Source organism: Candidatus Nanohalovita haloferacivicina (assembly GCF_029232205.1).
Classification (GTDB): domain Archaea; phylum Nanohalarchaeota; class Nanosalinia; order Nanosalinales; family Nanosalinaceae; genus Nanohalovita; species Nanohalovita haloferacivicina.
In genome coordinates this window covers 443,297-468,851 of record NZ_CP107255.1, presented here as the reverse complement: position 1 = coordinate 468,851, position 25,555 = coordinate 443,297, and the positions used below count along the sequence as shown (strand labels likewise).

At 45.5% G+C, this 25,555-nt stretch carries 30 protein-coding genes, 1 tRNA gene and 1 rRNA gene; 15 read left to right on the top strand and 17 right to left on the bottom strand.

Annotated features, from left to right (window positions below; genetic code table 11):
* Window positions 1–3: 3 nt before the first annotated feature.
* From HBNXNv_RS02595 to HBNXNv_RS02580, 4 genes are read right to left on the bottom strand one after another with little or no spacing between them, the layout of a single operon-like run.
* Complete coding sequence (locus HBNXNv_RS02595) at window positions 4–528, bottom strand: hypothetical protein (RefSeq protein ID WP_347721281.1); 525 nt, start codon at window positions 526–528, stop codon at window positions 4–6.
* A gap of 32 nt (window positions 529–560) precedes the next feature.
* Window positions 561–1,685 (bottom strand): TraB/GumN family protein, encoded by a 1,125-nt coding sequence (locus HBNXNv_RS02590; RefSeq protein ID WP_347721280.1) that lies wholly within the window; start codon window positions 1,683–1,685, stop codon window positions 561–563.
* A 23-nt stretch (window positions 1,686–1,708) separates the two neighbouring features.
* Window positions 1,709–2,239, bottom strand: coding sequence for a histidine phosphatase family protein (locus HBNXNv_RS02585; protein WP_347721279.1), 531 nt, complete (start codon window positions 2,237–2,239; stop codon window positions 1,709–1,711).
* Between the two features lie 25 nt (window positions 2,240–2,264).
* Entirely contained in the window at window positions 2,265–3,269 is a 1,005-nt protein-coding gene (locus tag HBNXNv_RS02580) for a DUF8173 domain-containing protein (RefSeq protein ID WP_347721278.1), read from the bottom strand.
* Between the two features lie 88 nt (window positions 3,270–3,357).
* On the opposite strand from HBNXNv_RS02580, the gene HBNXNv_RS02575 reads away from it, so the two are divergent.
* Window positions 3,358–3,720 (top strand): hypothetical protein, encoded by a 363-nt coding sequence (locus HBNXNv_RS02575; protein ID WP_347721277.1) that lies wholly within the window; start codon window positions 3,358–3,360, stop codon window positions 3,718–3,720.
* A 56-nt stretch (window positions 3,721–3,776) separates the two neighbouring features.
* Window positions 3,777–4,016 (top strand): DUF378 domain-containing protein, encoded by a 240-nt coding sequence (locus HBNXNv_RS02570; protein ID WP_347721276.1) that lies wholly within the window; start codon window positions 3,777–3,779, stop codon window positions 4,014–4,016.
* A gap of 9 nt (window positions 4,017–4,025) precedes the next feature.
* Here the strand turns inward: HBNXNv_RS02570 and HBNXNv_RS02565 are convergent, their stop codons facing one another.
* Together HBNXNv_RS02565 and HBNXNv_RS02560 are read right to left on the bottom strand one after the other, a co-directional pair.
* Complete coding sequence (locus HBNXNv_RS02565; protein ID WP_347721275.1) at window positions 4,026–4,244, bottom strand: hypothetical protein; 219 nt, start codon at window positions 4,242–4,244, stop codon at window positions 4,026–4,028.
* 36 nt (window positions 4,245–4,280) lie between these two features.
* Entirely contained in the window at window positions 4,281–4,841 is a 561-nt protein-coding gene (locus HBNXNv_RS02560) for a non-canonical purine NTP pyrophosphatase (RefSeq protein ID WP_347721274.1), read from the bottom strand.
* Window positions 4,842–4,893: 52 nt separating this feature from the next.
* On the opposite strand from HBNXNv_RS02560, the gene HBNXNv_RS02555 reads away from it, so the two are divergent.
* Complete coding sequence (locus tag HBNXNv_RS02555; RefSeq protein WP_347721273.1) at window positions 4,894–5,313, top strand: hypothetical protein; 420 nt, start codon at window positions 4,894–4,896, stop codon at window positions 5,311–5,313.
* 5 nt (window positions 5,314–5,318) lie between these two features.
* Window positions 5,319–5,486 (top strand): hypothetical protein, encoded by a 168-nt coding sequence (locus HBNXNv_RS02550; RefSeq protein ID WP_347721272.1) that lies wholly within the window; start codon window positions 5,319–5,321, stop codon window positions 5,484–5,486.
* Here the strand turns inward: HBNXNv_RS02550 and HBNXNv_RS02545 are convergent.
* On the bottom strand, window positions 5,476–5,868 hold the full coding sequence (locus HBNXNv_RS02545; RefSeq protein WP_347721271.1) for a hypothetical protein: 393 nt from the start codon (window positions 5,866–5,868) through the stop codon (window positions 5,476–5,478). The two genes, HBNXNv_RS02550 and HBNXNv_RS02545, sit on opposite strands and share 11 nt — an antisense overlap.
* 127 nt (window positions 5,869–5,995) lie before the next feature.
* Here HBNXNv_RS02545 and HBNXNv_RS02540 point away from each other — a divergent pair, with 127 nt between their 5' ends.
* The gene (locus HBNXNv_RS02540) at window positions 5,996–6,235 is read left to right on the top strand and encodes a hypothetical protein (protein WP_347721270.1); all 240 of its coding nucleotides are present in this window, start codon (window positions 5,996–5,998) and stop codon (window positions 6,233–6,235) included.
* A gap of 47 nt (window positions 6,236–6,282) precedes the next feature.
* Here HBNXNv_RS02540 and HBNXNv_RS02535 read toward each other — a convergent pair.
* A tRNA-Ala gene (locus HBNXNv_RS02535) sits at window positions 6,283–6,356 on the bottom strand.
* A 42-nt stretch (window positions 6,357–6,398) separates the two neighbouring features.
* Window positions 6,399–7,028: a metallophosphoesterase family protein gene (locus HBNXNv_RS02530; RefSeq protein ID WP_347721269.1), complete on the bottom strand. Its 630-nt coding sequence runs from the start codon at window positions 7,026–7,028 to the stop codon at window positions 6,399–6,401.
* Window positions 7,029–7,131: 103 nt separating this feature from the next.
* Between HBNXNv_RS02530 and HBNXNv_RS02525 the strand changes: the two genes are divergently transcribed.
* Together HBNXNv_RS02525 and HBNXNv_RS02520 are read left to right on the top strand one after the other, a co-directional pair.
* The gene (locus HBNXNv_RS02525; RefSeq protein ID WP_347721268.1) at window positions 7,132–7,851 is read left to right on the top strand and encodes an ABC transporter ATP-binding protein; all 720 of its coding nucleotides are present in this window, start codon (window positions 7,132–7,134) and stop codon (window positions 7,849–7,851) included.
* Complete coding sequence (locus tag HBNXNv_RS02520; RefSeq protein WP_347721267.1) at window positions 7,826–9,223, top strand: hypothetical protein; 1,398 nt, start codon at window positions 7,826–7,828, stop codon at window positions 9,221–9,223. The genes HBNXNv_RS02525 and HBNXNv_RS02520 overlap by 26 nt, the downstream gene beginning before the upstream one ends.
* A gap of 40 nt (window positions 9,224–9,263) precedes the next feature.
* On the opposite strand, the gene HBNXNv_RS02515 is transcribed toward HBNXNv_RS02520, so the two are convergent.
* The gene (locus HBNXNv_RS02515) at window positions 9,264–9,599 is read right to left on the bottom strand and encodes a carboxymuconolactone decarboxylase family protein (RefSeq protein ID WP_347721266.1); all 336 of its coding nucleotides are present in this window, start codon (window positions 9,597–9,599) and stop codon (window positions 9,264–9,266) included.
* Window positions 9,600–9,655: 56 nt separating this feature from the next.
* On the opposite strand from HBNXNv_RS02515, the gene HBNXNv_RS02510 reads away from it, so the two are divergent.
* Window positions 9,656–10,282 (top strand): hypothetical protein, encoded by a 627-nt coding sequence (locus HBNXNv_RS02510; protein ID WP_347721265.1) that lies wholly within the window; start codon window positions 9,656–9,658, stop codon window positions 10,280–10,282.
* Here HBNXNv_RS02510 and HBNXNv_RS02505 read toward each other — a convergent pair.
* The 3 genes from HBNXNv_RS02505 to HBNXNv_RS02495 are packed head-to-tail and all read right to left on the bottom strand — an operon-like array spanning window position 10,275 to window position 13,103.
* Window positions 10,275–12,125 carry a beta-propeller domain-containing protein gene (locus HBNXNv_RS02505; RefSeq protein ID WP_347721264.1) on the bottom strand — a complete coding sequence of 617 codons (1,851 nt, stop codon included), beginning with the start codon at window positions 12,123–12,125 and terminating at the stop codon, window positions 10,275–10,277. The genes HBNXNv_RS02510 and HBNXNv_RS02505 overlap by 8 nt on opposite strands.
* A 23-nt stretch (window positions 12,126–12,148) precedes the next feature.
* Complete coding sequence (locus HBNXNv_RS02500) at window positions 12,149–12,685, bottom strand: peptide-methionine (S)-S-oxide reductase MsrA (RefSeq protein ID WP_347721263.1); 537 nt, start codon at window positions 12,683–12,685, stop codon at window positions 12,149–12,151.
* Window positions 12,686–12,707: 22 nt separating this feature from the next.
* Window positions 12,708–13,103: a PadR family transcriptional regulator gene (locus HBNXNv_RS02495; RefSeq protein ID WP_347721262.1), complete on the bottom strand. Its 396-nt coding sequence runs from the start codon at window positions 13,101–13,103 to the stop codon at window positions 12,708–12,710.
* Between the two features lie 98 nt (window positions 13,104–13,201).
* On the opposite strand from HBNXNv_RS02495, the gene HBNXNv_RS02490 reads away from it, so the two are divergent.
* A complete protein-coding gene (locus HBNXNv_RS02490) occupies window positions 13,202–15,115 on the top strand; it encodes a copper-translocating P-type ATPase (protein WP_430827686.1) in 1,914 nt (637 codons plus the stop codon).
* Between the two features lie 12 nt (window positions 15,116–15,127).
* Here HBNXNv_RS02490 and HBNXNv_RS02485 read toward each other — a convergent pair whose 3' ends face one another.
* Entirely contained in the window at window positions 15,128–16,486 is a 1,359-nt protein-coding gene (locus HBNXNv_RS02485; protein ID WP_347721261.1) for a M48 family metalloprotease, read from the bottom strand.
* 103 nt (window positions 16,487–16,589) lie between these two features.
* Between HBNXNv_RS02485 and HBNXNv_RS02480 the strand changes: the two genes are divergently transcribed.
* Window positions 16,590–17,003, top strand: coding sequence for a hypothetical protein (locus tag HBNXNv_RS02480; RefSeq protein ID WP_347721260.1), 414 nt, complete (start codon window positions 16,590–16,592; stop codon window positions 17,001–17,003).
* Window positions 17,004–17,012: 9 nt separating this feature from the next.
* Here the strand turns inward: HBNXNv_RS02480 and HBNXNv_RS02475 are convergent, their stop codons facing one another.
* Window positions 17,013–19,127, bottom strand: coding sequence for a PEP/pyruvate-binding domain-containing protein (locus HBNXNv_RS02475; protein ID WP_347721259.1), 2,115 nt, complete (start codon window positions 19,125–19,127; stop codon window positions 17,013–17,015).
* Between the two features lie 91 nt (window positions 19,128–19,218).
* On the opposite strand from HBNXNv_RS02475, the gene HBNXNv_RS02470 reads away from it, so the two are divergent.
* Both HBNXNv_RS02470 and HBNXNv_RS02465 read left to right on the top strand, forming a co-directional pair.
* Window positions 19,219–20,094: a metallophosphoesterase gene (locus HBNXNv_RS02470; protein WP_347721258.1), complete on the top strand. Its 876-nt coding sequence runs from the start codon at window positions 19,219–19,221 to the stop codon at window positions 20,092–20,094.
* A gap of 64 nt (window positions 20,095–20,158) precedes the next feature.
* Complete coding sequence (locus tag HBNXNv_RS02465; RefSeq protein ID WP_347721257.1) at window positions 20,159–21,106, top strand: sensor histidine kinase; 948 nt, start codon at window positions 20,159–20,161, stop codon at window positions 21,104–21,106.
* Between the two features lie 13 nt (window positions 21,107–21,119).
* On the opposite strand, the gene rrf is transcribed toward HBNXNv_RS02465, so the two are convergent.
* Window positions 21,120–21,236, bottom strand: a 5S ribosomal RNA gene (gene rrf / locus HBNXNv_RS02460).
* A gap of 105 nt (window positions 21,237–21,341) precedes the next feature.
* Between rrf and HBNXNv_RS02455 the strand changes: the two genes are divergently transcribed.
* Both HBNXNv_RS02455 and HBNXNv_RS02450 read left to right on the top strand, forming a co-directional pair.
* The gene (locus HBNXNv_RS02455) at window positions 21,342–22,592 is read left to right on the top strand and encodes a glycosyltransferase family 2 protein (protein WP_347721256.1); all 1,251 of its coding nucleotides are present in this window, start codon (window positions 21,342–21,344) and stop codon (window positions 22,590–22,592) included.
* A gap of 48 nt (window positions 22,593–22,640) precedes the next feature.
* Entirely contained in the window at window positions 22,641–23,729 is a 1,089-nt protein-coding gene (locus HBNXNv_RS02450) for a M20 family metallopeptidase (protein ID WP_347721255.1), read from the top strand.
* Here HBNXNv_RS02450 and HBNXNv_RS02445 read toward each other — a convergent pair.
* Window positions 23,726–24,538 carry a GNAT family N-acetyltransferase gene (locus HBNXNv_RS02445; RefSeq protein WP_347721254.1) on the bottom strand — a complete coding sequence of 271 codons (813 nt, stop codon included), beginning with the start codon at window positions 24,536–24,538 and terminating at the stop codon, window positions 23,726–23,728. The two genes, HBNXNv_RS02450 and HBNXNv_RS02445, sit on opposite strands and share 4 nt — an antisense overlap.
* Window positions 24,539–24,652: 114 nt before the next feature.
* Here HBNXNv_RS02445 and HBNXNv_RS02440 point away from each other — a divergent pair, with 114 nt between their 5' ends.
* Complete coding sequence (locus tag HBNXNv_RS02440) at window positions 24,653–25,489, top strand: SPFH domain-containing protein (RefSeq protein ID WP_347721253.1); 837 nt, start codon at window positions 24,653–24,655, stop codon at window positions 25,487–25,489.
* The last annotated feature ends 66 nt before the right edge of the window (window positions 25,490–25,555 follow it).

The window sequence follows — 25,555 nt, the reverse complement described above, 5'->3', positions numbered from 1 at the left end:
TTTTTATAGAGGGTTGAAGTCCTTCCTGTTTGAGTCGCTCTGCTCTTCTTCATCCTCAAAGAAGTCATCCATGTCTCTATCGTCTTCTTCCTGATTATCCTGTGATCGGCCTCTTCCGCTACTCCTATTGTTTCTGTTTCTCTGGCTGTTTCCGGAACTGTTTCTTCGGCCTGAACTTCTTCTACCGCTGGAATTTCTGGAATTGCCGGAATTACCTGAGTTAGATGACCTGTTCCGTGATCTTCCTGAGTTCTGAGAGCTTCCTCCAGATCTCTGGCCTCTACCGGAGTTTCCCTGGCTTCTCTGTGAGCTTCTTTCTTTGCTTTGTTGCTGGGCCTTTTGCTGTCTCTGCTGGCTTTGCTGTTGTATCTGATTTATGAACTGGTCTGTGTCCACTCCTTTCTCTTCCAGTGCGGAAAGATGTCTCTCAAGTTGAGAGTCCACTATCTGTAGAATTCTGGAAAGCTCTTTCTTCTCGTGTAGAAGTGTTTCAACTGTTCCCTTGTGACGGCCTATTTCTTCTGACATGAGAGTCTTTACGGGCTGGACTCATTAAAACCTCACCCAATAAGCGAGGCGATATACCCTGCTGAGACAAACGTGGCCAGTGCACTGCCGATCGTTACAAAACCGAATGTAAGCAGGATGCGGCCAACCTGATTACCCCAGAGATCTCTGTAACGTGTAACTTCAGTGATCGATTCCAGCTCCTCAACTGTAGGTGGGTGAAGCTTGGCCTCTGCATACGAAGCAACCATTCCAGCACCGAGCGCAGGATCCAGCGATGTTAGAGGTGCGGCCAGGAAAGAAACAATCCAGGTAGAAACATGTGAACGCGCAATTATAGCACCAAGCATGGCAAGAATGCCATTACTCAGAATCCAGAACTTTGTAGCGTTAATTCCAGTGGAAAAACCTATCTGGAAGAAACTGTAGCCAAGGCCCAATAGTATAAACGCCGGAATGCCGTAGCTTACAGCTTTCATCCACGGAAAGCCTTCTACATCAGGGAAATCGGTATCTCTCTTTTCTTTCTCAAGTTCTTCTATCAGGCCTTTCATATGTGCTGCTCCTACAACTACAACGGCCTTTTCAAAGTCCTGTTCAAGTATTTTTTCTGCCATGTACGTGTTTCTTTCGTGCAGGAATACTCTGGATAGCTGAGGGAATTCTTCGTCAAGTTCATCGACAAGAGCGTTGATCAGGTTGTCTTCTTTCAGTTCTTCTACACTCATTTCCTCTGAGGAAACCATGAGCGAGGCCATCAGTTTTATTTTGTCCCAGATGCCAAGCGAGCTCATTGCTCTATTCAATGTAATATTGATATCCTGATCTACTAGAGCATAGTTAAGGCCTTTCTCTTCAGCTGTATCAATGGCCTGTAGAAGTTCTTCTCCCGGTTTCATGTCCTGTTCCAGGCCCATCTGTTTCTGATATATTGATAGGACCAGGTTCATCAAGAGAAGTTTTCCATCACCGTTTCTGATGGCCTCTGTTACATCGAGCTCTCGCCATCCCGACTCCTCTCTGAGAGATTTCAACCTATTCTCATCCAGTTCAACGCATACAGTGTCGGGCCTGACCTCTTCAATAGTATTTTTGACCTCTTCCTTGCTCTCCTGGGATACATGTGCTGTTCCTATCACTGTGATCTCTCGATCATCTATCTGGATTTTCTTCTTCACAGGAAACAAAAGAAATCTGAAGATTATTTAAACTGCTGCAATTCCTCGAAATCTTTTTCGATTAACTCTCCAAACTCAAGCTCTCTCCAGAAATAATAAGGCTCCTCACCAAGCATGATGCTGAAGTACAGGCCATGGCCCACTACAAGAACTCTGTCATAGCCCATACCCTCCATTCTCTGTATAAATTCTCTGATTCTTCTTTTGACCTCTGATTTAGGTTCCCAGGCCGTTTTTGGATAATCGTTCTGCAGATACTCTTTTGCAGTCTCCACATACTTATGATGTTTTTCGATAAACCCTCTGCGAGATCTATCAACCTCTCTAAGTTCTTCAAGAGGAACAACCTCTTCGCCGATCTGCTCTAAAAGTCTTTCAGCAGTGTTCTGGGCCTTTGGTTCCGGACTAGTTAGAATTGCCTCAACTTGCGGAAGATCGCCCTGCATAAACTCCTCCATTTCTTCAAGGCCTTCTTCTGAAAGATTCCATTCAGAGACCGGGGTATCCGGATCTACCTCTGTCTGGAAATGCCTGAGGAAAAACACTTTCTCCATGCAAGTTCTTTGGAGTTGGAGGCATTTATCTTCTTATCCTTCGACCCATGCCCTCCCAGCCAGGAAGAATAAAGGCGCCTATACCTATCACCGCAATCACTAACTGGGCTATATCTCCAAGCAGCGGAAGCGCATCAAGCAAGGTCCAGAGGACAACTCCCAGAACCATTGCCGCGTAATCATGGCCTCTCTCCTCAGTCCCCACAACATTCTTCAGGAGGCTGTAAGGCCCGTAGAAAGTTCCCAACAGGTAAAGAATCAGGAACAGCAGACCTGTTATTGCTGCTAGAGGGAGTCCTACAATCGTCAGTGCAAGGATGAATGTCGCGGCAGGAAGAAGAATCGCAGCCATTAATCCAAGGAATCCTGAGGCCGCAGTTCTTGACCGGAAGGCTTCACTGATCTTCTGCGAATATCTTGGCGCGAAAGCAATAAGCAGAAGGCCTGCAAAGATCCTTATCAGGAACTCTGCAGTCTCCATTACGGCCTCACTAGCTATATCGGCTGTATTAACTAGATCTATATCTCTCGGGGCTTCAACTATCTGGCCGGTTACATTTGTCTGTTGCTCGAACCTTTCGGCCCTGTAACGTAGTGTTCCACTGATCTGTGCGCCAGAGTCAACTACAAGATTTTCAGATTCAACTCTTGCATCGTTAATCCATCCATTCAGATGTGTATTTTCCGCAGCCACAGTTAGCGTGCCATTAACCTGGCCAGTATCTTTCAAAGAAAAGCTCTGAGTATAAAATTCGGCATCTCCTCCTATAGTAGAGTAGATATTGACATTCTGTGCGTAGGCCTTTACGTTGCCGGTTACAGGGCCTTCAATATCGAGGTTCTGTGTGAATACTGTTAGGCTGCCGTTTACGTTTTCTACAGTTACGTCCTGTGCGAAAACTGTCATGCTGGAGTTGGAATTTACTGTAACTCTGTCTTCGAAAACTGTTTCTCCTGCTACTCCAGGAATCAGGAGAGCTGTCAGGAAAACTGCGAGTAAAAACCGGATGGTGCGGGCCTTGATTCTCATAGGTTAAAGATTGGTGTTGATAATTTTAGTGGATTTCGGCAGTGGACCAAGTGATTTTTTGTAGTTTGTGCAGCATATATTCCTTATTATGAACCTTGAGAAGCTTATTCCGGACAATTATGGCCAGCTTGAAAACGATGATCTTGCTCTTTCCGAGGGAAGAATCAGAAGAATTATTCGGGAAGGAATGGATGAGGAACAGACCCTTGACGGCGACGTACCTCACGTAATCAACTGTGTTCTATCCAGAATGCTAGACGAAATAACCGAAAAAACTCTGAAAGAAGGCGATATGATGGCAAAAATCAAGGAAGCACATCTCAGATCAGCACTTAGAGACCTTGAAATAGAGGAAGAATACTCTGCCAGAAGCGAGGCCTTCATCGACCAGCTTAGAAGCATCTCCAACGAAATGGAGAGAACAGCCGAAAAACTGGAGAAAAAGCAGTAAAACAGGCCCAAACTATAAAATCCTCAGAGCAGTAAAAGTGGTTAAGTGAACTGTAAATGGCAGATGTAAAATACCTTGACTGGTCGACTCTAGGCCTTGTAGTAATCGGTGCATTGAACTGGGGATTAGTAGGCCTGGGAATGCTTTCCGGAGAAGGACGAGAAGCATACAACGTTGTAAACCTTATCTTCGGCGGAGTTGCCGGAGGACAGGTTGAAGCCGCTATCTATCTTCTTGTAGGCCTTGCCGGACTGTATCAGATCTACTTCGGCTACGAGCTCTACGAAGAAAAATAAGAAGGAAATTTAATCCGTATTTTCCTCTTCTTTATTCTCGACCTCTTCAATATCTTCAAGATCTCCGAGGCCTTCAGTCATTGCCTGCGTGGAATCCATCAAGTCACTCATCTGATCTTCCATCATTCCAAGCTGCTGACGCATCTTCCATCTCAAATAGAACAACGCGCCACCGATACCGGCAACAATTCCTACGAAAACTCCTGCTACAAAACTAACTAGATCCATATGAACTAACTTTGGCTCGATAAATAAAAAAGAGAATTACTTACTCAGGAACTCTGCGATCTCCTGGAAATTCCTGTTGAAAATTTCTCTCCTGGAATCCGCATCCGACTCTGCAAACGTTTCTTCAGAATCTCTCAGCATTAAAACCCGATCCCAGTTTCTCTGACTGCCTCTGATCTCCTCCGAAATCTTGATCGGCACACGAAAACCGAACTCCTCAATTTGACCGGAAGGAAGACCTAACACAGCAGAAATCTCAAAATAACCTGTTCTTTTCTCTCCTTCAAGAAGCTCCAGCAATCTCTCTGCAGGCATATTTTTATCGAAGTAGCTCATATAAGGGCCTGGAAACCCTGGAATAGCATCTAGAAAAATACTGTGATCCTCTCTTACAACAGGACCCTCTAGATCTTCAATTACTTCTTCAACGGTGTGACGGGCTACTTTCATACTGGTAGCGGCCTGGATTTCAGGAATATCTTTATCTAACTGTTTAAGCTTGATTTCTGATTCTTCAAAGGCTGTTCTTGCTGCCTCAACTTTGTCGGAGTTGCCTGTAAGAATGTAGATTTCTTCAAATTCTTTTTCTTCAACCATTTTTCCAGTCACTTGAAAAATTATTAAGTTAGAGCAATCTAAAACCCTATGCATGAGGTTCCTTGACAATATCCAGGACAATATTACAGATGAGTCAGCGGCTTATGGTTATACTTTGAGTATCTGGGGTTCAGGAGCCTTGCTTTTGAATAATTTCACAATGACTCCCTCCGCCATACTGGCTTTTGTATTCGGAGGGGTTGTAGGTTTTGCATTGTTGGCCGCGATCAGCTTCAGAGGTTTCTTCCGCGAAGTTGAATCTCCAGAAGTACAGCATATTGCGGCCTCGATGATCCACATTTTCGCATCCCTCGGCAGCGTCCTGATCACGTATCTCGCTGTAACCAATGTTGAGAGCTTCTCAATGGCCTTTGTATTCCTGATAGGCGCTCACGTAACTTTCACATACAACATCCTGCTGGTATTCGAAGAACTGATCTCCGAGGATATCTACAGGCTTGAGAGGAAGTAAGAATAATGGAAAAATTCTGGAAGGCCGTAGCAGCACTTACTGTTGTCAATATTGCAGGAGTGGTACTGGCTGTTCTAGTTGCGCAGATCGATCTCGGGTTTGCAGTCATATTGCTGCTGGTTTCACTTATCGGAGGCCCTGCCATCATCATTGACAGATTCTTCATGCAGTAGAGTAGTCAAACTCCTCCTCATGAATTACATAACCCGTAATAGCGCCGGAAACTGTTGAAAGAGCCATGACCATGATGGAGGCCGAGATAAACAAACCCATAGTTGTGTTAGCTGGTGAAAAAGACATTGCAGAACTCATTATGCCCTGTACTGGCAGGCCCGAACCTGTGTAGAGATTTAGCAATGCGATAAAAACAATAGAAAATCCTGTCACAAATCCTGTTATAAGGCCTTCTCTGTAGTTTTTAGCTGCTATCACCGCGGCCAGAATCGTTCCTGCTACCACAGCAACCAGCTGAAACACAGGTAAAATCAGAGAACCTACTACAGAGATTGCAAGGCCTGAAAAAATTCCTTTCTCAAAGGTTCTGCCTTCTAACATGAAAGTGTTTTCTTCCGCGTTGTTAATAGGGTTTATCCCGAAAAGAACCAGAAAAAATATTTATAAAAGAAACGTTCATCCACGGCCTGAGGCTTTTTTATAATAATTAATGTCTCGAGAGTCCTACATGGGTCAGAGCTCAGGTGTAGAAAAATTTGCTGCAGCATTTATACAGATCCACATAGCTTCTGCACTCATTAGTATTATAGTACAGAGAACAAGCGGCACCCTTCACAGTCTGGCTACCTACCTAATATCTCTGCACGTACTGGCTGCTGCAGTTTACCTGATGAATATTCAGAGCACGAGAGTACTGAAAGAGATTGTAGTAAAGGCCTACACAGGGATAAAGACCGGAATACTGTAATCTTTGCATATGAAGAAAACAGGGCCTTCTCAGAAAATTGATGGTAGTGGACTCTGTGGGATTTGAACCCACGGCCTCTTCCCTGCCAAGGAAGCGTTCCGCCAGGCTGAACTAAGAGCCCTTCTATGTAGGAAAACAGATTTACTCTGAATCTTATAAATTGTTATTCGTCTAGAAGATTTACTTCTTCTACCTCTTCTACTCCGCCTTCGTCTCCGATTGTAACTGCGTAGCCTTTGCCCGTTGATTCTCCTGCGGCGTTAAGTACCGTGGTTCCAAGAAGGCTTCTTTCTCCAAAGTCTTCGTGTACATGGCCGTTAGCCCATAGCGCAGGTTTCTGCTTCAGGATAAGTTCTCTGAACTGTTCAAACCCTATCCTGTCGCCAGAGTGGATTCTGTCGCCGAGCTTCAGTGGCGGGTAGTGAGAACCTACTATTACTTTCGATGAGTCGCCGTGTTCTTCAATTATCTCTGTAACCTGCTCCTTGATATCGTCAGGGAAGTCTCCTCCAATCAAAATCACGAGATATTCATCGTCGACGTCGGCCTCCAGAAAGTGGAATACCGGAGCCTTCTCAATCATTTCCTCGTCTTCAAATAGATCTCTGTTACCTGTGCATCCGAGACCCGGAATTTCGATCCTGTCGAAAAGCTCTTCCGCGTAATCCGGGTCGATAAAGTCTCCTAGATTAAGGTATAGATCGTAGTCTCCAGAGTTTGCCTCTTCAATTGCGCCTTCTTTAAGGTCTTCTTTGGCGTGGAAATCGCTGGTAACAAGTAGTTTCAGGCCCATGAATTGGTTGAAGTTGATTCATTCTTTTAAGTATTCTCAGTTCCAGGAAACCAAGTTTATTTACAGCGGCCTGGCAAAATTTGTGACAGGTGTTTGTAAAACAATGAAAGCTATCAAAGCAGAAGGCCTTTCCAAAAGTTTTGGAGACGTAGAGGCCTTGAAAGATCTCGATCTCGAACTTGATGAGGGCGAGCTCTACGGTTTTATCGGCCCTAACGGCGCTGGAAAATCTACTACAATCAATATTTTGACAGGCCAGCTCTCAGCTGATTCTGGTTCTGCGAAGATTCTGGGGGTCGATCCTCAGAAGCATCCGCGTACAGTTCGGGAGAAGATTGGAATTCTTCCTGAAAGAGAGGATCCTCCAAGCTTTCTGACGCCTAGAGAGTACTTCCAGTTTGTCGGAGAGATCAGAAACGTTGATGTCTCTGACAAGGTTGAGGAATGGGCTGAAAGACTGAAGTTTGAGGAGAAACTTGATACTTTGAACATGGATCTCTCGAAGGGTGAGAAGCAGAAGGTTATGATTACGCAGGCCTTTATCCACGAGCCTAGCCTGGTTTTCATTGATGAGCCGTTGACCAATCTTGATCCACTGGTTCAGGAAAATGTCAAGGCCTTTTTCCAAGAGTATCAGGAGGATGGAAATACTATATTCCTCTCGACACATGTTTTGAGTCTTGCTCAGGAGGTCTGCACCAAGATCGGTGTCCTGGATCAGGGAGAACTGATTGCCGAGCATGAGATGGATGAGATCGGCGAGCTAACCGATGAGTTCCTTGAAGAGGTGGAAGGATTTGAGTCTGCTCAGAGAAATGATTAAAGAAGAGTGGAGAATGCACTCCGAACTTTTCGGAGGCAGAAACTTCGCATTATTCCCTCTTGTAGTCCTCGCGGCCTCAGCATTTCTAGTGGCCTCATCTTTCTACACAGGATTTACTGTAGGCCAGATAGAGTATGGAATACTTGCCTTGTTGTTCTTCCTGGGTCTCAACGTCGGCTCAATAGGGTTCATCAGCCGGGATAGAGCCGAGAACTTGATAGGAGAGAACAATCTTCTGATATATTCCTCAAGAACCCTGCCAATCCAGCAGAGAAAGATTGTCTCAGTATTCATACTCAAGGATTTACTGTACTACTCAGCACTTTTCGTAGCACCACTGACTCTAGGCCTTCTATCAGTCAACTACTTCACATCCTATGCAGTTTCGAAAGTGTTGATGGCCTGGGTTGCAGGTTCCGGAATGTTTATGCTGGGAGTTTCAATGAGTCTGGCATTCGCCTCGCTCTACAATCTTGGCGTGAACTACCTTCTTGGATTCAGCATTCCTCTTGCAGGAGCAATCTACTACTCTAGCATGGGCCTTATGGAGTTGACCCCTCTTGGATTCTTCTCAAATCCAGGGATCTCCAGCTTCATTACAGGATTCCTTCCATTTTCATTACTGGCTCTCTACAGCGTGGCAATTTTCAGGCCTTCCAGCGGTAGAAAGTCGCGTACCAGCGAGGACAAGTTCCATGAAGTGCATGATCTACTTGGATACGACAAGACAGGAATTGTCTCCAAATCTGTTATCCAGCTTCTTAGGAGTAGCGGAGGAGTAATCAAGATTTTCTTCTCGTTCGGCCTGATCTACGCATTCTATGTATTCATGATGTCACAGATCCCGTTCCTGACAGCAGGAACAGCAGCACCAGGTCTTGTAGTCGCGCTGATTCTTTCAATTGCCTCGCTCTCCACGTATAACTGGATTACGTTGAATGACAGGCCTTCCACATACACCAAGTTCCCTGTTGAAATGCACGAAGTGTTTGATGCAAAGCTCAGCCTCTACCTAACTGTCTCAGTACCTGTAGCCTGGGCATTCATCGCAGCAAACACCTATATTTACGGAGCTGACGGCGCTATCGTAGGAGCACTCAGCCTCCCATCAATATCCGTCTACCTTGTGGGCGTGACAGCTTATCTTTCAGGCCTTGAGCCTAACGAGATGCTGTTCGATGCATGGAAGTTCACAATCTTCATGTTCAGCGCCGGCGCAGTGCTTGTGCCGATGTTCGTAGCAGGCCTACTGTACCACCTGGCGCCTGCAGTAGTATCTATCGGTTTCCTATCATTCTCACTGATTATCGGGCTTGCAGGATTCCATATCTTCCACGAAGCCGCAAGAAAATGGGAAAGAGAAAACAGGTGAAAAATTTGTGAGGCCTTAAGGCCTCTAAAGTTCTTATTTTTTATTCTTCATCGAAGTCGTCAAAGTTCTGGTATGCGTCCATTCCGTAGGCCATTGTGGATGCTGCTCTGACTTCTGAAGCAATCTGTACTGCGTCTGCTACTTCTTCCCTGGATGCTCCATGTCTTATCGCTTTTTTACTATGTGCGCTAACGCAGAACTTGCACTGTAGTGCGGAGGCTACGGCCAGCATCATGAGCTCTCTGGTTTTGTCATCAAAGCTGGTTTCGTCTTCTACCTGTGCCTGCCAGTCCCTGAATTTCTCTCCTTTTCCTCCGGAGGCCTCTCTGTATTCTTTAGCGGCCTGTCTGTGATCATGGTCTATTGGATTTGACATATCGATTCTTTGGCTGTCGCTGAATATTAAACCGTTTGGCGATTAATACTGAATTAATGGTTGATAACTCGGACCTGGAAAAATACTTTCTGCAGATTTTACCTGAAATATTTCCAAGCGATGAGTGCAGAGCCCTTCTCTCACTGGTAGCAGGCGATAGATCAGGAGTTCTGCTGATGAGCGTGCAGAAGGAGGATGAAGATGTTGTCAAAAACTTCTGCGAGGACTTCAATCTTTCAGTACGTTTTATGGGCGAGAGAAACGATCTCTTTGATCCCGGAGCGTTTATTACAGATGATAAGGAAAGGTTTGAGATCCTTGAGGACAGCCATGGAAAGTTCTATACCTGTACAGATGAAGCTGTAGGAAAATTCCTTGGATATCCTGATGACGCAGTCAAATACTATGCTGAAAGCGATGACGACGAAGTACCTGGAAAGAATTATCAGGAGAAGTGCATTGAACTTTTCAGAGACGGAGAGTTAAGTGAGGAAGATTTACAGCATCTGCAGCTTGTGGATTATGTTCCAAGGCCTGAGAAAGAGAATATTCTGGATGTAGTTGAGAAAGGAAAAATGAAGGAGAAAAAACTGAAGGCCTTCGACCGCGAGAACAATACTCGTGTGGCCGAGATATACCTTCAGGAGCTTTTTGACAGGTTTGATCCTGAGGAGCTTACCTGAGTACTGGTTCAGGAAGGTAGACTCTTCTCTGCTCCGAGCCAAACTTTACTTCCCTGACTGTTTCCCAGTTGGTTTCGTTGATTGCTACAGCTTTTTCATCGGAGAAGATGTACATCGTGTCTCCAATGTAGGTTGCTCTTCTAGGGTTCTCTATGTCAACTTTTTTGATCTCCTCGATACCGTTTTCGTAGGAGTAGATATGGCCTCCGTTGGATGCCGGGATGAAGAAGGCCTTGTGTCTTCTGTCGATGAGGAACGCGTGATGGTTGTTGAGGGCCTCCGAGTAGCTCTCGTTCAGTGTTTTCTCTGATGAGATTGTAGGTGTGCCGTCCTCAACGTTGAATACTGTAAGCTTTACAGATCTGTTGACCATTCCGACTCCCAGAATTCTGTCCTCGCTGATTGGATGCAGGTAGGAGGAGTATCCCTGTAGCTTGAGCTTTCCTTCAAGTTTCGGTTCATCACCTGAAAGATCAATCACGTGGAAAGGATCAACTCTTCTGAATGTAACCACGTAGGCCTTGTCATCGATAAATCTTGCCGAGTAGACTCTCTGTTCGAGGCCCATACCCTGTAGAGAGGATTCAATCTCTAGCTCTTTGTCAAGCACGTAAAGATCGTTCTCTGACTTTGCGTCAAACCTCCAAGAGTTTCCAACAGTAGTTACTATTCTGAACTCGTCGTCTTTCTCATCCATTGAGAACTGGTTGTTTACCTCGCCAGGAACAGTTCCCTCGGCTTCAAGCTCAAGATTTTCAAGGCCGAACTTTGCGATGGATGTGTTGACAAGTTTTCTCTTTCTCTCATCTGTGTAGTTTCCGAAAGCGTTGTCAAAATCTTTCTCAAACTGTTTTCTCTCCTCTTTGGAAAGTGAGGAACGGTAATCTCTCAGAGTTGACTGAATTTCAGCTTCAAGGGCCTGTTGAGATAGATCATATTCGAAGACTTTCTCCAAGTGATCTCGTGTCTCCTGATCAAGCATTTGAAGGCCTTCATCCTTCAGGAAGTTGATTGTTACCTGTGTGTCGTCAGCTGTCTCCGAGTAGGTCAGGTAGATATTTTTCTGAGACATGTAGACTTCTGTGTTGGATGGAGATCCGAGGAAGGCCTTTTTCTCCTGTACCTCTCCTTCGCTGTCGATCTTCATCAGGACGTAGGTTGAATCTACCTCTCCTGAAGGGCCTGGATAGTAGATACTGCTGCATGGCACCGCTATTCTTGTGGATGCTAGAGGCCTTACAGGGCACGAATCTGTCAATCCTTTTCGCAGGACGACGTATAGTGTGTCGTTATGCATTCTTGCGGCTTCTATCCATGAGTTGTTGAGGCCGTGATTCCATTCCTGTTCATAGTTTTCCGTGTTGTATGCTGTGATGTTCTGGCTGTTGAGATAGATCAATGTGTTGTCTGAAAGAACCATTCTTCCACTTGCAGAGATATTTCTTTCCGCTGAGAAGTTTTCTGGAGGCCTTGCGTTGAATACTGTTGAATTAGAGTTCCAGTAGCTTTCTTTCGAGTAGAAGATTTTTTCGCCGTTGTTTTTCAGTATATCCGGTTCCTGTACTCCTGCAACCTGGTTGTTGGTTGAGGCTGTTCTCGTAGTTGAGCTGTCGCCTGATGCGCCTTCAGAAGTGGTTGTGTCAAGAGATGCTCTTGGGTTAGATGTGTACTCCTGGAATCCTGAAGTACCGCCGTTGGAATTTACGTATTCTGCAAACTGTTGCTGTGAGTCAAAAGTATTGAAGCTTTGAGAGTTAGTTTCAGAGTTGTTTAATGGGTTGAAAACTATTCCTGCTGCTAGCAATAGTGTAAGGCCTGCGATTGCGAGATATTCTGTTCTCATAGTTTAGAGGTGTGCTTTACCGGTTAAATAATGGAGGCTGATTGTTCGGAACCTACCGAACTATAATCCATCTTACTGTATGCTTCGGCGTTGGCCTCTGCAACCTCAGGAGATTCTCTGAAATCTTCTGGATCCATCTCCCTGTATTCCTCTATTTTATCGGAACCTCTAAGCCTGTATTTCTGGTGGTAGTCTTCCGCCATCCAGAATTTCTTCATAGGCCTTATCTCTGTTACAGCGTTTTCAGGCCTTGATTCCTCTGCTTTCTGTTTCTGTTTCTCGTTGTGGTAGAAAATAACAGATTCATACTGCTCCTTACTTTGTTCTGCGTAGTTATGCCATTCCCAGAATTTCTCAAGAAGCTCCCTGTAAGTGATCTCATCAGGATCGTAGTCTATCTGTACTGTTTCCACATGATCTCCTATTTCCTGACAGTTAGGGTTTTCCTTTTCCCCTCCAGAGTATCCTACACGGGTTCTGATAACGCCGTTAAGGCCTCCAAAAAGAGCATCAGAATCCCAGAAACATCCGAGCGCAAAGCTTGCTGTTTCCTCTGACATAATAGGAATTAGGTAGCTAAATTTATGAATTATTTGCAGTAGCACAATGACTACAGCAGTAAAGTTTGCCTTCTTCCTCATAACCCCCAGAGTAAATCTCACATCCACAGCTCTCACACTCCGAGACCTTCTGAAGCACTGAGGCCTCAATAATCTGACCGAAAGAATCAACTTTTTCATCAGCAAACCGCTCTCCTTCCTCAGTCAAAGAATAGACTTTCTTGCGGCCATCCTTCCTTTCATCAACAAGACTATTTTCTACAAGAGTTGACAAAAACGGATAAATATGCGATGAAGAAGGCCTTTTCCCAGTAACACCTTCAATCCTATCCATAATCTCATATCCATGCCGTTCTTTGGTTTTCAAAAGCAAAACAGTAAGAAGCCTGTTAACATTCGAGAGATTTATCTCCGACATAACTATATCATATGTTGACACATTTATAATTCTGGAAGAGTGTAAGTTCAAACGTGAACGACGAAAACGAAGGCCACAGCCACAAGCACCACGAAATGATGTTCAAGGAGAAGTTCTTCATCTCCACAGCACTGTCCATACCCGTTTTACTCTACTCTTCATTCATACAGAGTATTTTCAACTTTTCAATGCCGGCCTTTACCGGCAGCAACCTGATAGTGCCAGTTTTCTCAGTAATAATTTTCGCATATGGAGGCCTGCCATTCCTAAAAATGGGTAAAGAAGAACTGGAAGATAGAAAGCCAGGAATGATGGCCTTGATCTCACTGGCAATTATAGTGGCCTTCACATACAGCATGGCATCGCTTTTCCTGAATACTACATCCAGCTTCTTCTGGGAACTAGTAACACTGATCGACATCATGTTGCTGGGCCACTGGATAGAAATGAGGTCTGTGCGTCAGGCCTCCTCCGCACTTGACGAACTGAAAGAGCTTGTACCGAACACAGCAGAAAAGGTAGTTGATGGAGATGAAACAGAGGAAGTAGAAGTCACTGAGCTGGAAGAAGGCGACATAGTTCTCGTTAGGCCCGGTAGCTCAATTCCTGCGGATGGAGAAGTAGTTGAAGGAGATTCCTCCGTCGATGAATCAATGATTACTGGAGAATCAGATCCAGTAAGCAAGTCAGAAGGAGACGAAGTCATCGGAGGCACAGTCAACAAGGAAGGAGCTTTACGAGTAAAAATTACGGCAACAGGAGATGATACAGCTCTCTCCGGCATCATGAAACTTGTTGACGAGGCCCAGGAAGATAAGACGGAGACACAGTTACTTGCGGATAAGGCCGCTGGATGGCTTTTCTACATCGCACTGGGATCCGCATTCATCACAGGCATCGCATGGACTATAGCTACAGGCCTCGGAATCACTACGCTGGAGAGAGTAGTCACCGTACTTGTCATCGCATGTCCTCACGCACTAGGCCTGGCAATACCGCTTGTAGTATCGATAAGTACTGCTATGAGCGCCAGCAATGGAGTAGTTGTCAGGCAGAGAACAGCCATCGAACAGGCCAGAGAAATTGATACTGTGGCACTGGATAAAACCGGCACACTTACCGAGGGAGAGCAGAAAGTGGAGAGAACAGAGATCAGCGATGAAGACTTTGCAAAACTGGCCTCAATCGAGAAAAACTCCGAACACATCATAGGACAGGCCATTGTCGAAGAAGCAGAGAGAAGAGGCCTTGAACTGCAGGAGACAGATGATTTTGAAGCCATCAAAGGGAAAGGTGTCAGGGCCGAGATAGATGGAGAGGCTTTCTATGCCGGAGGGCCTAAAATGCTTGAAGAACTCGATATGGAGAACAGCTTCGAGGAATTTGCGGAGGAAGAAGGAAGTAAAGGCCGCACAGTTGTTTATCTGATTAGGGACGAGGTTCTCGGCGCTGTATCTCTAGGAGATCATATCAGGGAGGAAAGCTATGAGGCCATCGAAAAGCTTCATGATAGAGGAGTTGAGGTAGCTATGATTACTGGAGACTCTGAGGATGTGGCCTCTGCCGTTGCCGAAGAACTTGGAATCGATAACTGGTTTGCGGAGGTGCTTCCGGATGAGAAAGATGAGGAGGTCCGTGAACTACAGGAAAATGGAGAAGTGATGATGGTAGGCGACGGGGTAAACGACGCTGTAGCCCTGACAAGAGCGGATATCGGTGTCGCGATTGGTAGTGGCACAGATGTAGCTGTTGAATCAGCTGACATCGTACTGGTGAACGACAGCCCGATGGGAATCGTGAAGATCATGAATATCAGCGAAGTAACCTACTCAAAGATGGTGCAGAATCTTTTCTGGGCCACTGGATACAACGCGTTTGCAATTCCGCTTGCGGCCGGAGTTGCAGCACCGATTGGATTGACACTTCAGCCAGCGGTTGGTGCATTGATTATGTCGCTAAGCACAGTGATTGTGGCCTTCAACGCCCAGTTGATGAAAAGTAAGGAGATATGAAATCAGAAGCAATCATGTAGCGGCATTTACCATTCTGTCAACTTCCCGGATGTAATCCTCGTGAGTAGGATTCGACACTCCTTTATCCATCTCTATTCCTTTTTCAGCAGCTAGCTCTATAGCCCGCACTGCTATATCTCTGTAAGTACCCATATCCGAGACCACGTCATCAGCCTCGACGTCATTATCGTAAAGCACTTTACCCATAGTACAGCCAACAGTGTGAGGATAATCCACGCCCCCAACATCGTAAGAACCATTTTCAAGATCAGAAATTATCTCAGGATATGATTCGTCATTAAGATCCTGTTCAAAACCATAGCGATCAACAAACTCCTCCATCTCGCCAGTAGCCTTCTGAAATACAAACTCTTCAAGATCTCTGAAGATATCATCAGAGTTACTATCAATAACCCGATAAACATCAGTAAACGAATCTCTGATATCCTCATCCGTATGAAGCTCCAGAGTTTTATCAGCAAACTCCTCACTATCAACGGGAATGTAGGAATCAATAACCTCGAATTGCGGCTCTTCTCTAGGGCCTGGTACCGACGAAGTCGCCTTATCAGCCCAGTAATGAGTCAGGAAGTTCGTCTGATCGATACCCTCAGTCTTAACCCTCTGTAGCTGCTGAAGAAAGTCCGTCCAGAAAAGGAACTGTCTATCCTCCCCATGATTATAATGAACCTTAGCAGGCCCTACCTCATCCATAACATGAGAATCAAACTTGTCCAAGTCAGATTTCAAAGAGTGAGAAAAATTCAAATTAGACTGATATCCTTCAGAAAGACTTGACTCATCATAAGCATCAAGTATTTCATGCGGCTCATCAAGACTAGCCTGTTTTAGATCTTCCAGCTGAGGCCTTAATTGTCTTGCAACGCGCTGTTTCTCACTCAGCCTATCGTAGTCCGAGAAGCTACCCTCATGCTCCTCTCTGAAAGGACTTCTGTTAAGAAATTCCGGCACATCCTCCATATCAGTCATTTCAAGAGCTGAAAGCTCTGCAACAGTTTCAGAAAGTGTAATATGAGGTAGAGAAGTTGCTCCCTCTTCAAGTCTCGCCATCAACCCATGTTCTTTACTATATTCTGTATTACCGTGATTAGATTCAAGCTTATCATGACCTAGTTCATGTGCTAACACAAAATTTTGTTCTGCAGGAGTAATTCTATCAGTAGAAACTGCCTCTTCAGAAAGGCCTACCCTAACAGAATCATTCTTTCTTCCGAGATAGACACCGAACCGTCTATTTTCTTCAATAACAACTCCTTCAAGACCTTCATCTTCGACATACTGATCTACAATGCTGTCAAGACCCTCCCCAAAATCAGGATCCTCATCAAAACCCTCGGAAGAAAGACTCATGTTGTTACTTAACAATAGCAAATATATAAATCTTTGGATTATCTATGTCTGCAACAAACTCCCACCTCTTTTATACCTCAGAACCTCTTCGAATACTACAAAGATGAAGTACAGCGAACTTGAGGAAGGCCAGAAAATACTTTTCAACGAAAGAAAGACTCCTCTCACAGTCGAAAAAGTAGAGGACGACAGAGTACTTATTGCAGGGCCTTCAGGAGGAGAATACGAAATATACCAGGAGGAAGATGCACTTCTAGTATGCAAACCCGGAAACCGTCGTTATTCCTCTTACTGCAAAGATCTGCGTGACGTCGGAGAATGGAACCGTGAAGGAGATACCTGGAAGCATTCCAAGACCGGGGCCGAAGTATCACTGGAGAAGAAAGACAACGGATTCTGGACGATTAATTCTGAAAAATTCGGTTCAGAGATCGACACACCGATGTACGGATACTCAAACAAAGAATTCGCCGAAGAAGACGCAGAGAAATTCGTAAAAAAGAAACCAGAAGGGTAGATTATCCTTCTATGAGGCCTCTCTGTAAGGTATTCTGAAGTGGCCTTCGATATTGTTCGGAATGTGGGCCGGTGCCGGCATGTGGCCTTCTACTCCACCGATCTTATCCTGATTCTCACGCAGGAACTCTTCTATCTCTCTTTCCCTATCCATAATATTGTCGCGGCCGAGGAAGTCCATTCTGACCACGTAAGGTGCTTCTCCATCAAGCTCGGCCTCGTACATATCCTCGAAAGAGTCCAGCTGTACTGTACTCATTGAGTCAAAGTCAGGCCTTTCACCATCCACTGCTCTATGTTTAGGCCTCATCTGTGTAAGGTATACTTCGTCGCCTTCTGCTACGTACTCTAGATCGATGTCGCCGAAGGTTTCATGGAGTTCTTCAAGATCATGTGCCATTCCTTCCATAGCAGTGCCCTCTACCAGGCCTTCCACTGTTTCTGCTGTATGTGTCTCGCCTTCTCCTTCTACAGCTTTCTCGGCGTCTTCGGCCTCGCTGATCGAATAGCTTTCATCAGTAAGATGCACTACACCTCCTCTTTCGTGTTCTATCGCGTCCTGAAGGATTACGCTGATGCCTCCGTTGTGCGTCATGCCTTTGTCTTCTCTAGCGTTGACTGCTTTCTCGGAGAAGTAGCTTTTAACTACGTCTTTAACTGCCTGGCCCGGAGAGCCATCTGCATGGAACGATTCGTATGTTCCAGCGAAGTTCGAGGCTCCATCCTCTCCGTACATACTGGAACGGGCAATAGTGCCGCCTTCTACGTCATCTACGTACTCGCTGACATCTACATCATCGATTCTGTCGACGATCTCCTGTCTTCTGTCTTCTCCCATTTCAAAGACGTCCTGTTCAATTAATTCCTGTACGCCGGCTTCTTCCAGCATCTGTTCAACGCCAACCGAGGAAACCACTTTTCCATCAGCTATATCATAGCCGAGGTCAAGAGCCTCTTTTGCGTCGTCAAGCAGTTTGAGGCCTTTCCATTTTCCTCCTACCAGTCCGGAGTACATCGCCGGGTCGTCCATTGTGAATTCTGCGTATTCTTCGCGGCCTTCGCTTAATTCTTCGTTAATTCTCTGTTCCCATTCATCAACTGAGTCCTGGAATTCTTCTCTGTCGCCGAGTGTTTCTCCGTCGACCTCTATTCCCTCGTCAAGAAGCCAGGAAAGTGCAAGGCCTTTCGGGCTGTCGGCGTCTCCTATCTCATCGAGATCTGCGTGAACAGATCTATCCTTAATTTTATCCATTCCATCTCCTGTAGGCGCACAGAGACTGTCGTACTGGTCTCCTTCTCTGCCATCTTCCTTCAGTTTCAATGGCATCCAGTTATGGAATCTGATGAATGTGTTGTAGAACTTGCCGTGCTCGGAATTGGTTTCGAATCTTGAGTTAGCAAGATCTTCGAGAACCTGAGCGGAATTATCTAGAAATTCCTGATCGTAGTCTCCGACGCCATGTATCTCTTCCAGCATATCCACAGCCTCATCAATCTGCCCATGCTCTCTTTCCACAATCGAAGAGAGCCTTAAAGCAGACTTCGTCCACTCTTCCTCACCCATGTTTTCTCTCAGAGCTGGAAGCACTGTTTCAAGGCTGTCAAGGCCTCCTGCAACCATTGATGCGTCGTCTCCGTTCAGGAAAGGATTGATTTCTTCAGCGTCGCCACCTACAAGGCCTTCGATTCCGTAGAAATCTGAGAGGTGTTTCCAGCCTGCTGTGAACTTGCCCATTTTATCCTCAAGCGAGTCCTCTGCCTCCATTTCTGCTATTACGTTATCGTCCACGTAGACATCTGCAAGCAGAGAGTCCATCATTTCCTTGCTGAGGCCTGGGTTCTCCTCCATTCTGTCGTAGAAATCTTGTACTACTTGCTGGGCCTCTTCGTGTTGTTCAAGTTCTTCTGCGAAGCTGCTGTCGTTTTCCTCTGCGCGGTGCATTACTTCTTCGAAGACTTCTTCTTGGCCTGTCAGTGAGAAGGGCATTGAATAGTATTCAAATCGTTTGAAAGTACCTGCTTCTTCTCCTTCAACGTTTACAGTAAATTCATCGTCTTCTTTAGTACCGAAGACGTTACCTTCCGGCAGCTTTCTTTCGCCACCCTGTTTGCCTTCTACTGACATTTTTCCACCTTATAGTAACAATTGTTCAAGACTTAAATGGATGGCGCCGAAGAGGCCAGAAATTTAACCGTTAAGACACAATTATCTGGATGTGAGATTTGTCTGCATTACCGACATCCACGGATACCTGGATCAGGCCATTCATGCTCTTGAAAGCCTTGAGGAAGAAATTGAAACAGATTTACTGGATGGAAAACAGTGGATTTCCGACGATAAACTTATTCTAAATGGAGATATGTTTGATAGAGGGCCTCAAAACAGGGAGAGCCTTGAATGGGCTTTTGAGAATGCTGACGTATACAATATTGGCAATCACGAGTTTTTCGCCATGTTCCCAGATGTGGTTAACGAGTTCATGAGCGAGAGCTACTTTGAGGCGCATGACGAGGAAGGCCTTTACTGGAGAGATATGCCTGAGAAGATGCGACACAGGTTGCTGGAGAAAGTTGCGGAAGGAGAGATAACTGCTGCATTCGAAGGCCCCGAGTATGTATACAGTCATTCAGGTAGTGAGGAGAGGTCTGATGTAGAAGATCTGAACAGGCAGCTGCGTGAGGTCGGTCGGAAGCTGCTTGAAGCACATGAAAAGTTGATGAACGGCGATGAACAGGCCTTTGTCGATGCTCAGAGATATCTTGTTGAGGTAGTTGAAACTGAGAAAGGTAACGAGTTGAAGTCGAGGTATCCTGATCTTTTTGACGTAGTTCGTGATGATAGAGGTTTTACTGCTACAGGCGGTATTGTTTGGAACCGTTTCTACGAGATGGAGTCAGAGGTTCCGCAGGTGATCGGCCACACAATGGGAAGTTACATGGTTAAGGAAGGCCATGACTGGAATCCTCAGAGAAGAGGAGAGATTCTGAATATCAACACGATAAGAGATTATGTAAGAGGAGACTCCGATATTGCAGTGACTGTAGAAGGAGTAGAAGGCCTGGAAGTATTCACATTTCCAGCACCCGAATAACTCATTCACCGAAAGGTCACAAAATATTGCTACTATTTTTAAAGTTGTTGTTCAGTATAATGGTATGGCCAGAGTACTTTTTGTAGAACCTGAGGAGTACAGCGAACTGGAGATATCTCTTCAGGAACAAGGAATAGAATATGATAGAGCAACTAGAGATGAGGCCAAAGAGCTTTTCTCAAGAATAGACTACGACGGAATTGTAGGACCTGAGATCGGAGCTCTCTACGACGACGCGGAGGAAGAAGGAATTCCCTACATGGCCTTCGACAGCTTCGGCACTAATTATACAGATATTTTGAGTGGGAGGCCTGATGTAGATGCAGAGAGAATTGATCACTATCTGAATAGCTGTCCTGATGAGGATGCCAACCTGTTCCTCCAGTTGCTCAGGCATGATGCTGGAAACGATCTGAACGTTGCAATGGGATATATTGAACTGCTTGAGGAGGATGACTATAACGAGAGCAACGATAGATACTGGGAAGTTATCGGCGACAAGATGAGATCTATAGAGGATTTGCTAGATACTTCAAGAGTGGTAAATAATCTGAAGAATGGCGAAACATATCCTACAGACCTGAATAATTCTGTGGACTCCGCAGTAGAAGATTACGAGGCTGTTGCAAGCGACAACGATATTGAGATTGATGTAGACGCAGATGAGAACTATCTTGTGAACGCTGGGCCTCTTCTCGACGACATGTATGCACAGCTTATTGAGAACGCGATCAATCACTCTGGTGGAGAAACAATTGACATCAACATCTCCGGCAATGAGAGGGTTGCAAAGGTCGAAGTCGCGGATGACGGCAAAGGAATTCCTGAAAAATTAAGAGATGAGATAATACAGAAGGGCGTAACTAACGGCGATACAGGAAACTCCGGAATAGGCCTCTTTCTTTTCTCAAGAATAGCTGATATATACGATATAACTGTAGATATTGGAGAGTCCGAGGAACTTGGTGGAGCCAAGTTTACAACAGTAATACCGAGAACGGATATAGAATAAAGTAGTAAAAACAGTCTGGCAGCGTCCCAAGGCTTCCGCCTTAAAAGGCAGTACGGCTTGGATCGCGGAGAGACTTTACTTCCGTGTTCGGAATGGGTACGGGTGTTACCCTCTCGCTATGGCCGCCAGTATCTCAAAATACATTCTACAACTCTTATAAACACACCCCTACTTGAGGGCCTGTAGTGTGGCGAGGGTTGGTCTTAAAACAGTCGTCGCCACTTGAATCAATTAGATGCTTGACCCTGTCATGTGGATGCTGTATGGAATAGTACTTTTCATCACCTTCTTCCTACTGATAACTCTGTTCGACGAGGGCAGCATCAAGCCAGGAGTAAAAGATCTTGAAGATCTGCCAACTCTTTCACTGATCATTCCTGCGTTCAACGAGGAAGAGACGATTGCAATGACTATCGACTCCGCACTCGACATAAACTATCCACGGGACAAGTACGACATCATAGTTGTCAACGACGGCAGCACTGACTCAACACTTGAAGAAGCGAAGAAGTTCGAGGACAACGAAAATGTAACAATAATAGACAAGGAGAACGGCGGAAAAGGATCTGCACTGAACGCAGGAGTAGAGGCCTCGGATGCAGAAGTAGTGGCCTGTGTCGACGCAGACTCAATTCTGCAGGAGGACTCGCTGAAGCACATGGTCGCGGAGAAAGGCGACAAGTATGCAGGAGTGGCCTCCGCGATGAAAGTGTACGAGCCAGAGAATCTGCTGCAGAAACTCCAGTGGGTCGAATACATCGTCGGCATATTCACAAGAAACATCATGGGAATCATGAACGCCATCCACGTCACACCAGGCCCTCTCTCAGTCTACGACCGGGAGAAAATTATCGAGGTAGGCATGTTCGACGAAGACTCGCTGGTAGAAGATCAGGAAATCTGCTTCAGGCTTCAGGACAAGCACTACAAGATAGGCCACGCCAGCCACGCAGAAGTATACACTGTAGCACCCTCCACCTGGGAAGGATTCAAGGCCCAGAGATACCGATGGTACCGCGGATCACTTGAGACCGCCCTACAGTACAAGTACATGATTTTCAACCGCGAATACGGTGACCTCGGAATGTTCGCAGTACCTGCCAAACTAGCCCAGACATTCCTATCACTTGTAGTGCTCTTCATCACGGCATACATGTTCGGAAGGCCTCTGGTAGAGTTCTTCCTAGAGTTCGCACAGATAGGATTCTACGTGTTCCAGTTCGAACCATTCACAGTCTCCTCACTGATCAACGACATCTACTGGAACATTATCAGCATAAGATACACCACATTCTTCTTCATCGCAGCGCTGTTCGGAACATCAATCACCATGGCCTACATGGCATCCCAGCACACCAAGGAGAATCTGATGAAACACGGCCTCATACCGGTAATCGCATACCTGGCCTTCTTCGTATTCATCAACGGATACCTCTGGCTCAGAGTAATCATCTCAATGATTCTTGGCGCAGAACGGAAATGGTAGAGAATATTTTCAGTAAATTACTTCATAGGGGAGTTCCAATACAGATACATGGTTGAAAGAGATCCTGTAGAGTTGACCAAAGAATTGATCAAGTATAGATCGGTTAAGAGCAACCCTGAAGAACTTGATAGGACGATAGAGTTTATACAGAACTATTTTTCAGGTTCAGAGTTTATCACACGTAGATACGAGAAAGACGGCAAACCATCGCTAGTAGTTCTCTTTGAGGAAACACATAGCCCAGATATTATGTTACACGGCCATATAGACGTTGTGGAGGCCGAAGACAGACTTTTTGAACCTGAAGAAAGCGGAGACTGGCTTTATGGCCGAGGATCAGCAGATATGAAAAGCGGGGTTGCAGCATTGATGATACTGATGAAGAAACTAGGTCAACGCGAAAACCAGCCGAGTGTAGGCCTTATGATAGTATCTGACGAGGAAATCGGCGGTTTCAAAGGTATAAAGTACTTGCTCGAAGAGGAAGGATACCGGCCATCTTTTGGACTCAGCGCAGAACCACGTAATACAGAAGTACCTGAAATAACAACGGAGCAGAAAGGAGTCTTCAAGATAGATGTAACCTCGAAAGGTAAAGGCTCTCACGCCTCCCAACCATGGAACGGTCAAAACTCCGCAGTGAAACTTCTAGACGCATTCAAGGAGATAACAGAAGAGCTTCCAGAATCAAGCAAAGACAAATGGACAACTACGGCAGCATTAACAACAATAAAAGGAGGTAAGGCCAAAAACACTGTAACACCAGAGACAGACGCACATATAGACGTAAGATTTACACAAGAGAAAGACCTGAAAAAGATAAAAGATATCCTGGCAGGAAACGACATAGAGTACTCTGTACTTGACAAAGCCCCAAAAATGCAGGCACCTATTAGCAACAACTACGTGAAGGCTCTTAAAAAGGCGTGCAAGGAGGTTGAGGGCGAATGCAGGACTGAAAAAAGCCCTGAGGCCAGTGATATGAGATACTTCAGCGATAAAGGAGTTCCTGCCGTTGTTTTCGGGCCCACAGGCTACAACCTTCATGCAGAAAACGAAAAACTATACAAGCCCTCCCTCAGCCCCTACATCAACATAATGGAAAGATTTATCGACAAAATAGATCAAACCCTTTAGTCCCAGAACCGTACCTGTTCATCAAGTAAGCTTTGGGCCTCATTGAAACCATCAAGAGAGTTCCTGAACTCTTCAACATCATGAGGAAAATCCTCTGTTACCTCTTGACTAGGTACGTAGGCCTGTATCTCCAGTCTGCCATCCGGAAGTTCTATTTCTCCCATCTTCCCGCCTTTTAGGCCCTCTTGATCTAGTGAAAGGCCTTCAGCAGCACCATCAACGTAGTTTATTACCTGTAAATATGTGGAGGGTAGCTCTTCGATGGATTCCTGTATTATCTGCTCGGAGAGATCTGTACCAGTAATTTCAACAAGATAAGGTTCATCATCTCGGCTCTTTACCCTGAGGTCTTTTTCCCAGGTCTTGCCATGTTTATTGCCTGGCCTGTAAGTTACCATTAGAGATTCTCGCCGATCACCGAAGTACTCTCTTTCAGGCAGGAACGCAGCAGGTAGATATCCTTCTCCCAGAAATATTCCTGCAGAAGTAGACCTATCCAGGCTTACCAGCGTCTCATCCCTTAAATTTCCTAGCTCATCAACAATATCGGTTCCAAGACCCTGCCCCTGAGAATCAGGATCAACCATAATAGACTCTATATAAACAGCTCCAGGCCAGTACTCATCGTTAGCCTTGCCAGTCCCTACAACACTATTATCCTCCTCCGCGACAACAAAATCACCTATAGCTGGCTCAAGCCCCTCTCTAGAGGCCCAAGTCTTAGGATATCCTTCTGGGTAGACACGTTCAATTAGACCTAGAATCTCGCCAATATCATCTTCTTCAGCAGCTCTAAGATGAGATACCACACGACACAGTGTATTACACACGTTTAACAAATTAACGGTAGAAGAAGAGTGCAGACAGAAACTTTACGCAGCCTTATCCAAATATCTTTATTTCTGCAAATCAAATACCTCTCTATGAGTCTATCTCTTTCAGGGCCTCTACCTTTCTTCCTCAACGATGAGTGGGAGAGAAGTATTGTGCTCAGGTTCGGATCATATAACCGCAGCAGAAAATCAGGCCTTCACTTCAAGATTCCTTTCGTGGAGAAACCGGTGACAGTCCCGGTCTACGAGGATTCTGTCGACGTGATGAAACAGGAGGCGATTACCCGTGACAACGTGCCTGTGGAGGTTGACGGAGTGGTTTTCTTCGAGGTGAAGGACAACACCGAGGACGTGAAAGATGCGATTGTAAATGTAGGAGACTACAGAAAGCAGACACTGAATTATGCTACAAGCATTCTGAGAGATCTCGTGGGTAAGAAAGAGCTGGATGATCTTCTTCAGCGCAGAGATGAGATCGGCGACCAGATAAAACAGAAACTGGACGATAAGACCGACAGCTTCGGAGTTAACGTGCTCGACGTGGAAATCCAGAACATCAATCTTCCTGAGAAAATGGAGAGAGCCATGGCTGCAGAGGCCGAGGCAGAAAGAGATCGCAGAGCCAGAAGAACCAATGCACAGGGAGAGCTAGAGGCCGCAGTCAAACTACGTCAGGCCTCAGAGATCATCGGCGACAAAGGCTACAGAATGAGAACACTTCAGACCCTGGACTCTGTAGCAGCGGAGAACTCCACAATCGTGACATTCCCAACAGAGTTAGTGGGAGGCATGACCTCAGGCGATACAGAGGAAGGCCTTCAGGCCGTGCTTGACAGAATTTCCGATCTGGATGTCTCAAACTTTGATGTAGGAGATCTTGAGAAGATTGACTCAGTAGAGGAAGGCCTGGACAAACTCCAGGACTAAATTTTTCTATTATATTTTTTACAGAAGGTATAGCATAGAACCTCATAAGTGGTTTGAAAACTGTTT

Coding starts and splice junctions, on each gene's coding strand:
- HBNXNv_RS02595 (WP_347721281.1), bottom strand. CDS start 528: ATGTCAGAAGAAATAGGCCGTCACAAGGGAACAGTTGAAACACTTCTA.
- HBNXNv_RS02585 (WP_347721279.1), bottom strand. CDS start 2,239: ATGGAGAAAGTGTTTTTCCTCAGGCATTTCCAGACAGAGGTAGATCCG.
- HBNXNv_RS02580 (WP_347721278.1), bottom strand. CDS start 3,269: ATGAGAATCAAGGCCCGCACCATCCGGTTTTTACTCGCAGTTTTCCTG.
- HBNXNv_RS02575 (WP_347721277.1), top strand. CDS start 3,358: ATGAACCTTGAGAAGCTTATTCCGGACAATTATGGCCAGCTTGAAAAC.
- HBNXNv_RS02570 (WP_347721276.1), top strand. CDS start 3,777: ATGGCAGATGTAAAATACCTTGACTGGTCGACTCTAGGCCTTGTAGTA.
- HBNXNv_RS02565 (WP_347721275.1), bottom strand. CDS start 4,244: ATGGATCTAGTTAGTTTTGTAGCAGGAGTTTTCGTAGGAATTGTTGCC.
- HBNXNv_RS02560 (WP_347721274.1), bottom strand. CDS start 4,841: ATGGTTGAAGAAAAAGAATTTGAAGAAATCTACATTCTTACAGGCAAC.
- HBNXNv_RS02555 (WP_347721273.1), top strand. CDS start 4,894: ATGAGGTTCCTTGACAATATCCAGGACAATATTACAGATGAGTCAGCG.
- HBNXNv_RS02550 (WP_347721272.1), top strand. CDS start 5,319: ATGGAAAAATTCTGGAAGGCCGTAGCAGCACTTACTGTTGTCAATATT.
- HBNXNv_RS02545 (WP_347721271.1), bottom strand. CDS start 5,868: ATGTTAGAAGGCAGAACCTTTGAGAAAGGAATTTTTTCAGGCCTTGCA.
- HBNXNv_RS02540 (WP_347721270.1), top strand. CDS start 5,996: ATGGGTCAGAGCTCAGGTGTAGAAAAATTTGCTGCAGCATTTATACAG.
- HBNXNv_RS02530 (WP_347721269.1), bottom strand. CDS start 7,028: ATGGGCCTGAAACTACTTGTTACCAGCGATTTCCACGCCAAAGAAGAC.
- HBNXNv_RS02525 (WP_347721268.1), top strand. CDS start 7,132: ATGAAAGCTATCAAAGCAGAAGGCCTTTCCAAAAGTTTTGGAGACGTA.
- HBNXNv_RS02515 (WP_347721266.1), bottom strand. CDS start 9,599: ATGTCAAATCCAATAGACCATGATCACAGACAGGCCGCTAAAGAATAC.
- HBNXNv_RS02510 (WP_347721265.1), top strand. CDS start 9,656: ATGGTTGATAACTCGGACCTGGAAAAATACTTTCTGCAGATTTTACCT.
- HBNXNv_RS02505 (WP_347721264.1), bottom strand. CDS start 12,125: ATGAGAACAGAATATCTCGCAATCGCAGGCCTTACACTATTGCTAGCA.
- HBNXNv_RS02500 (WP_347721263.1), bottom strand. CDS start 12,685: ATGTCAGAGGAAACAGCAAGCTTTGCGCTCGGATGTTTCTGGGATTCT.
- HBNXNv_RS02495 (WP_347721262.1), bottom strand. CDS start 13,103: ATGTCGGAGATAAATCTCTCGAATGTTAACAGGCTTCTTACTGTTTTG.
- HBNXNv_RS02490 (WP_430827686.1), top strand. CDS start 13,202: ATGTTCAAGGAGAAGTTCTTCATCTCCACAGCACTGTCCATACCCGTT.
- HBNXNv_RS02485 (WP_347721261.1), bottom strand. CDS start 16,486: ATGAGTCTTTCTTCCGAGGGTTTTGATGAGGATCCTGATTTTGGGGAG.
- HBNXNv_RS02480 (WP_347721260.1), top strand. CDS start 16,590: ATGAAGTACAGCGAACTTGAGGAAGGCCAGAAAATACTTTTCAACGAA.
- HBNXNv_RS02475 (WP_347721259.1), bottom strand. CDS start 19,127: ATGTCAGTAGAAGGCAAACAGGGTGGCGAAAGAAAGCTGCCGGAAGGT.
- HBNXNv_RS02465 (WP_347721257.1), top strand. CDS start 20,159: ATGGCCAGAGTACTTTTTGTAGAACCTGAGGAGTACAGCGAACTGGAG.
- HBNXNv_RS02455 (WP_347721256.1), top strand. CDS start 21,342: ATGCTTGACCCTGTCATGTGGATGCTGTATGGAATAGTACTTTTCATC.
- HBNXNv_RS02450 (WP_347721255.1), top strand. CDS start 22,641: ATGGTTGAAAGAGATCCTGTAGAGTTGACCAAAGAATTGATCAAGTAT.
- HBNXNv_RS02440 (WP_347721253.1), top strand. CDS start 24,653: ATGAGTCTATCTCTTTCAGGGCCTCTACCTTTCTTCCTCAACGATGAG.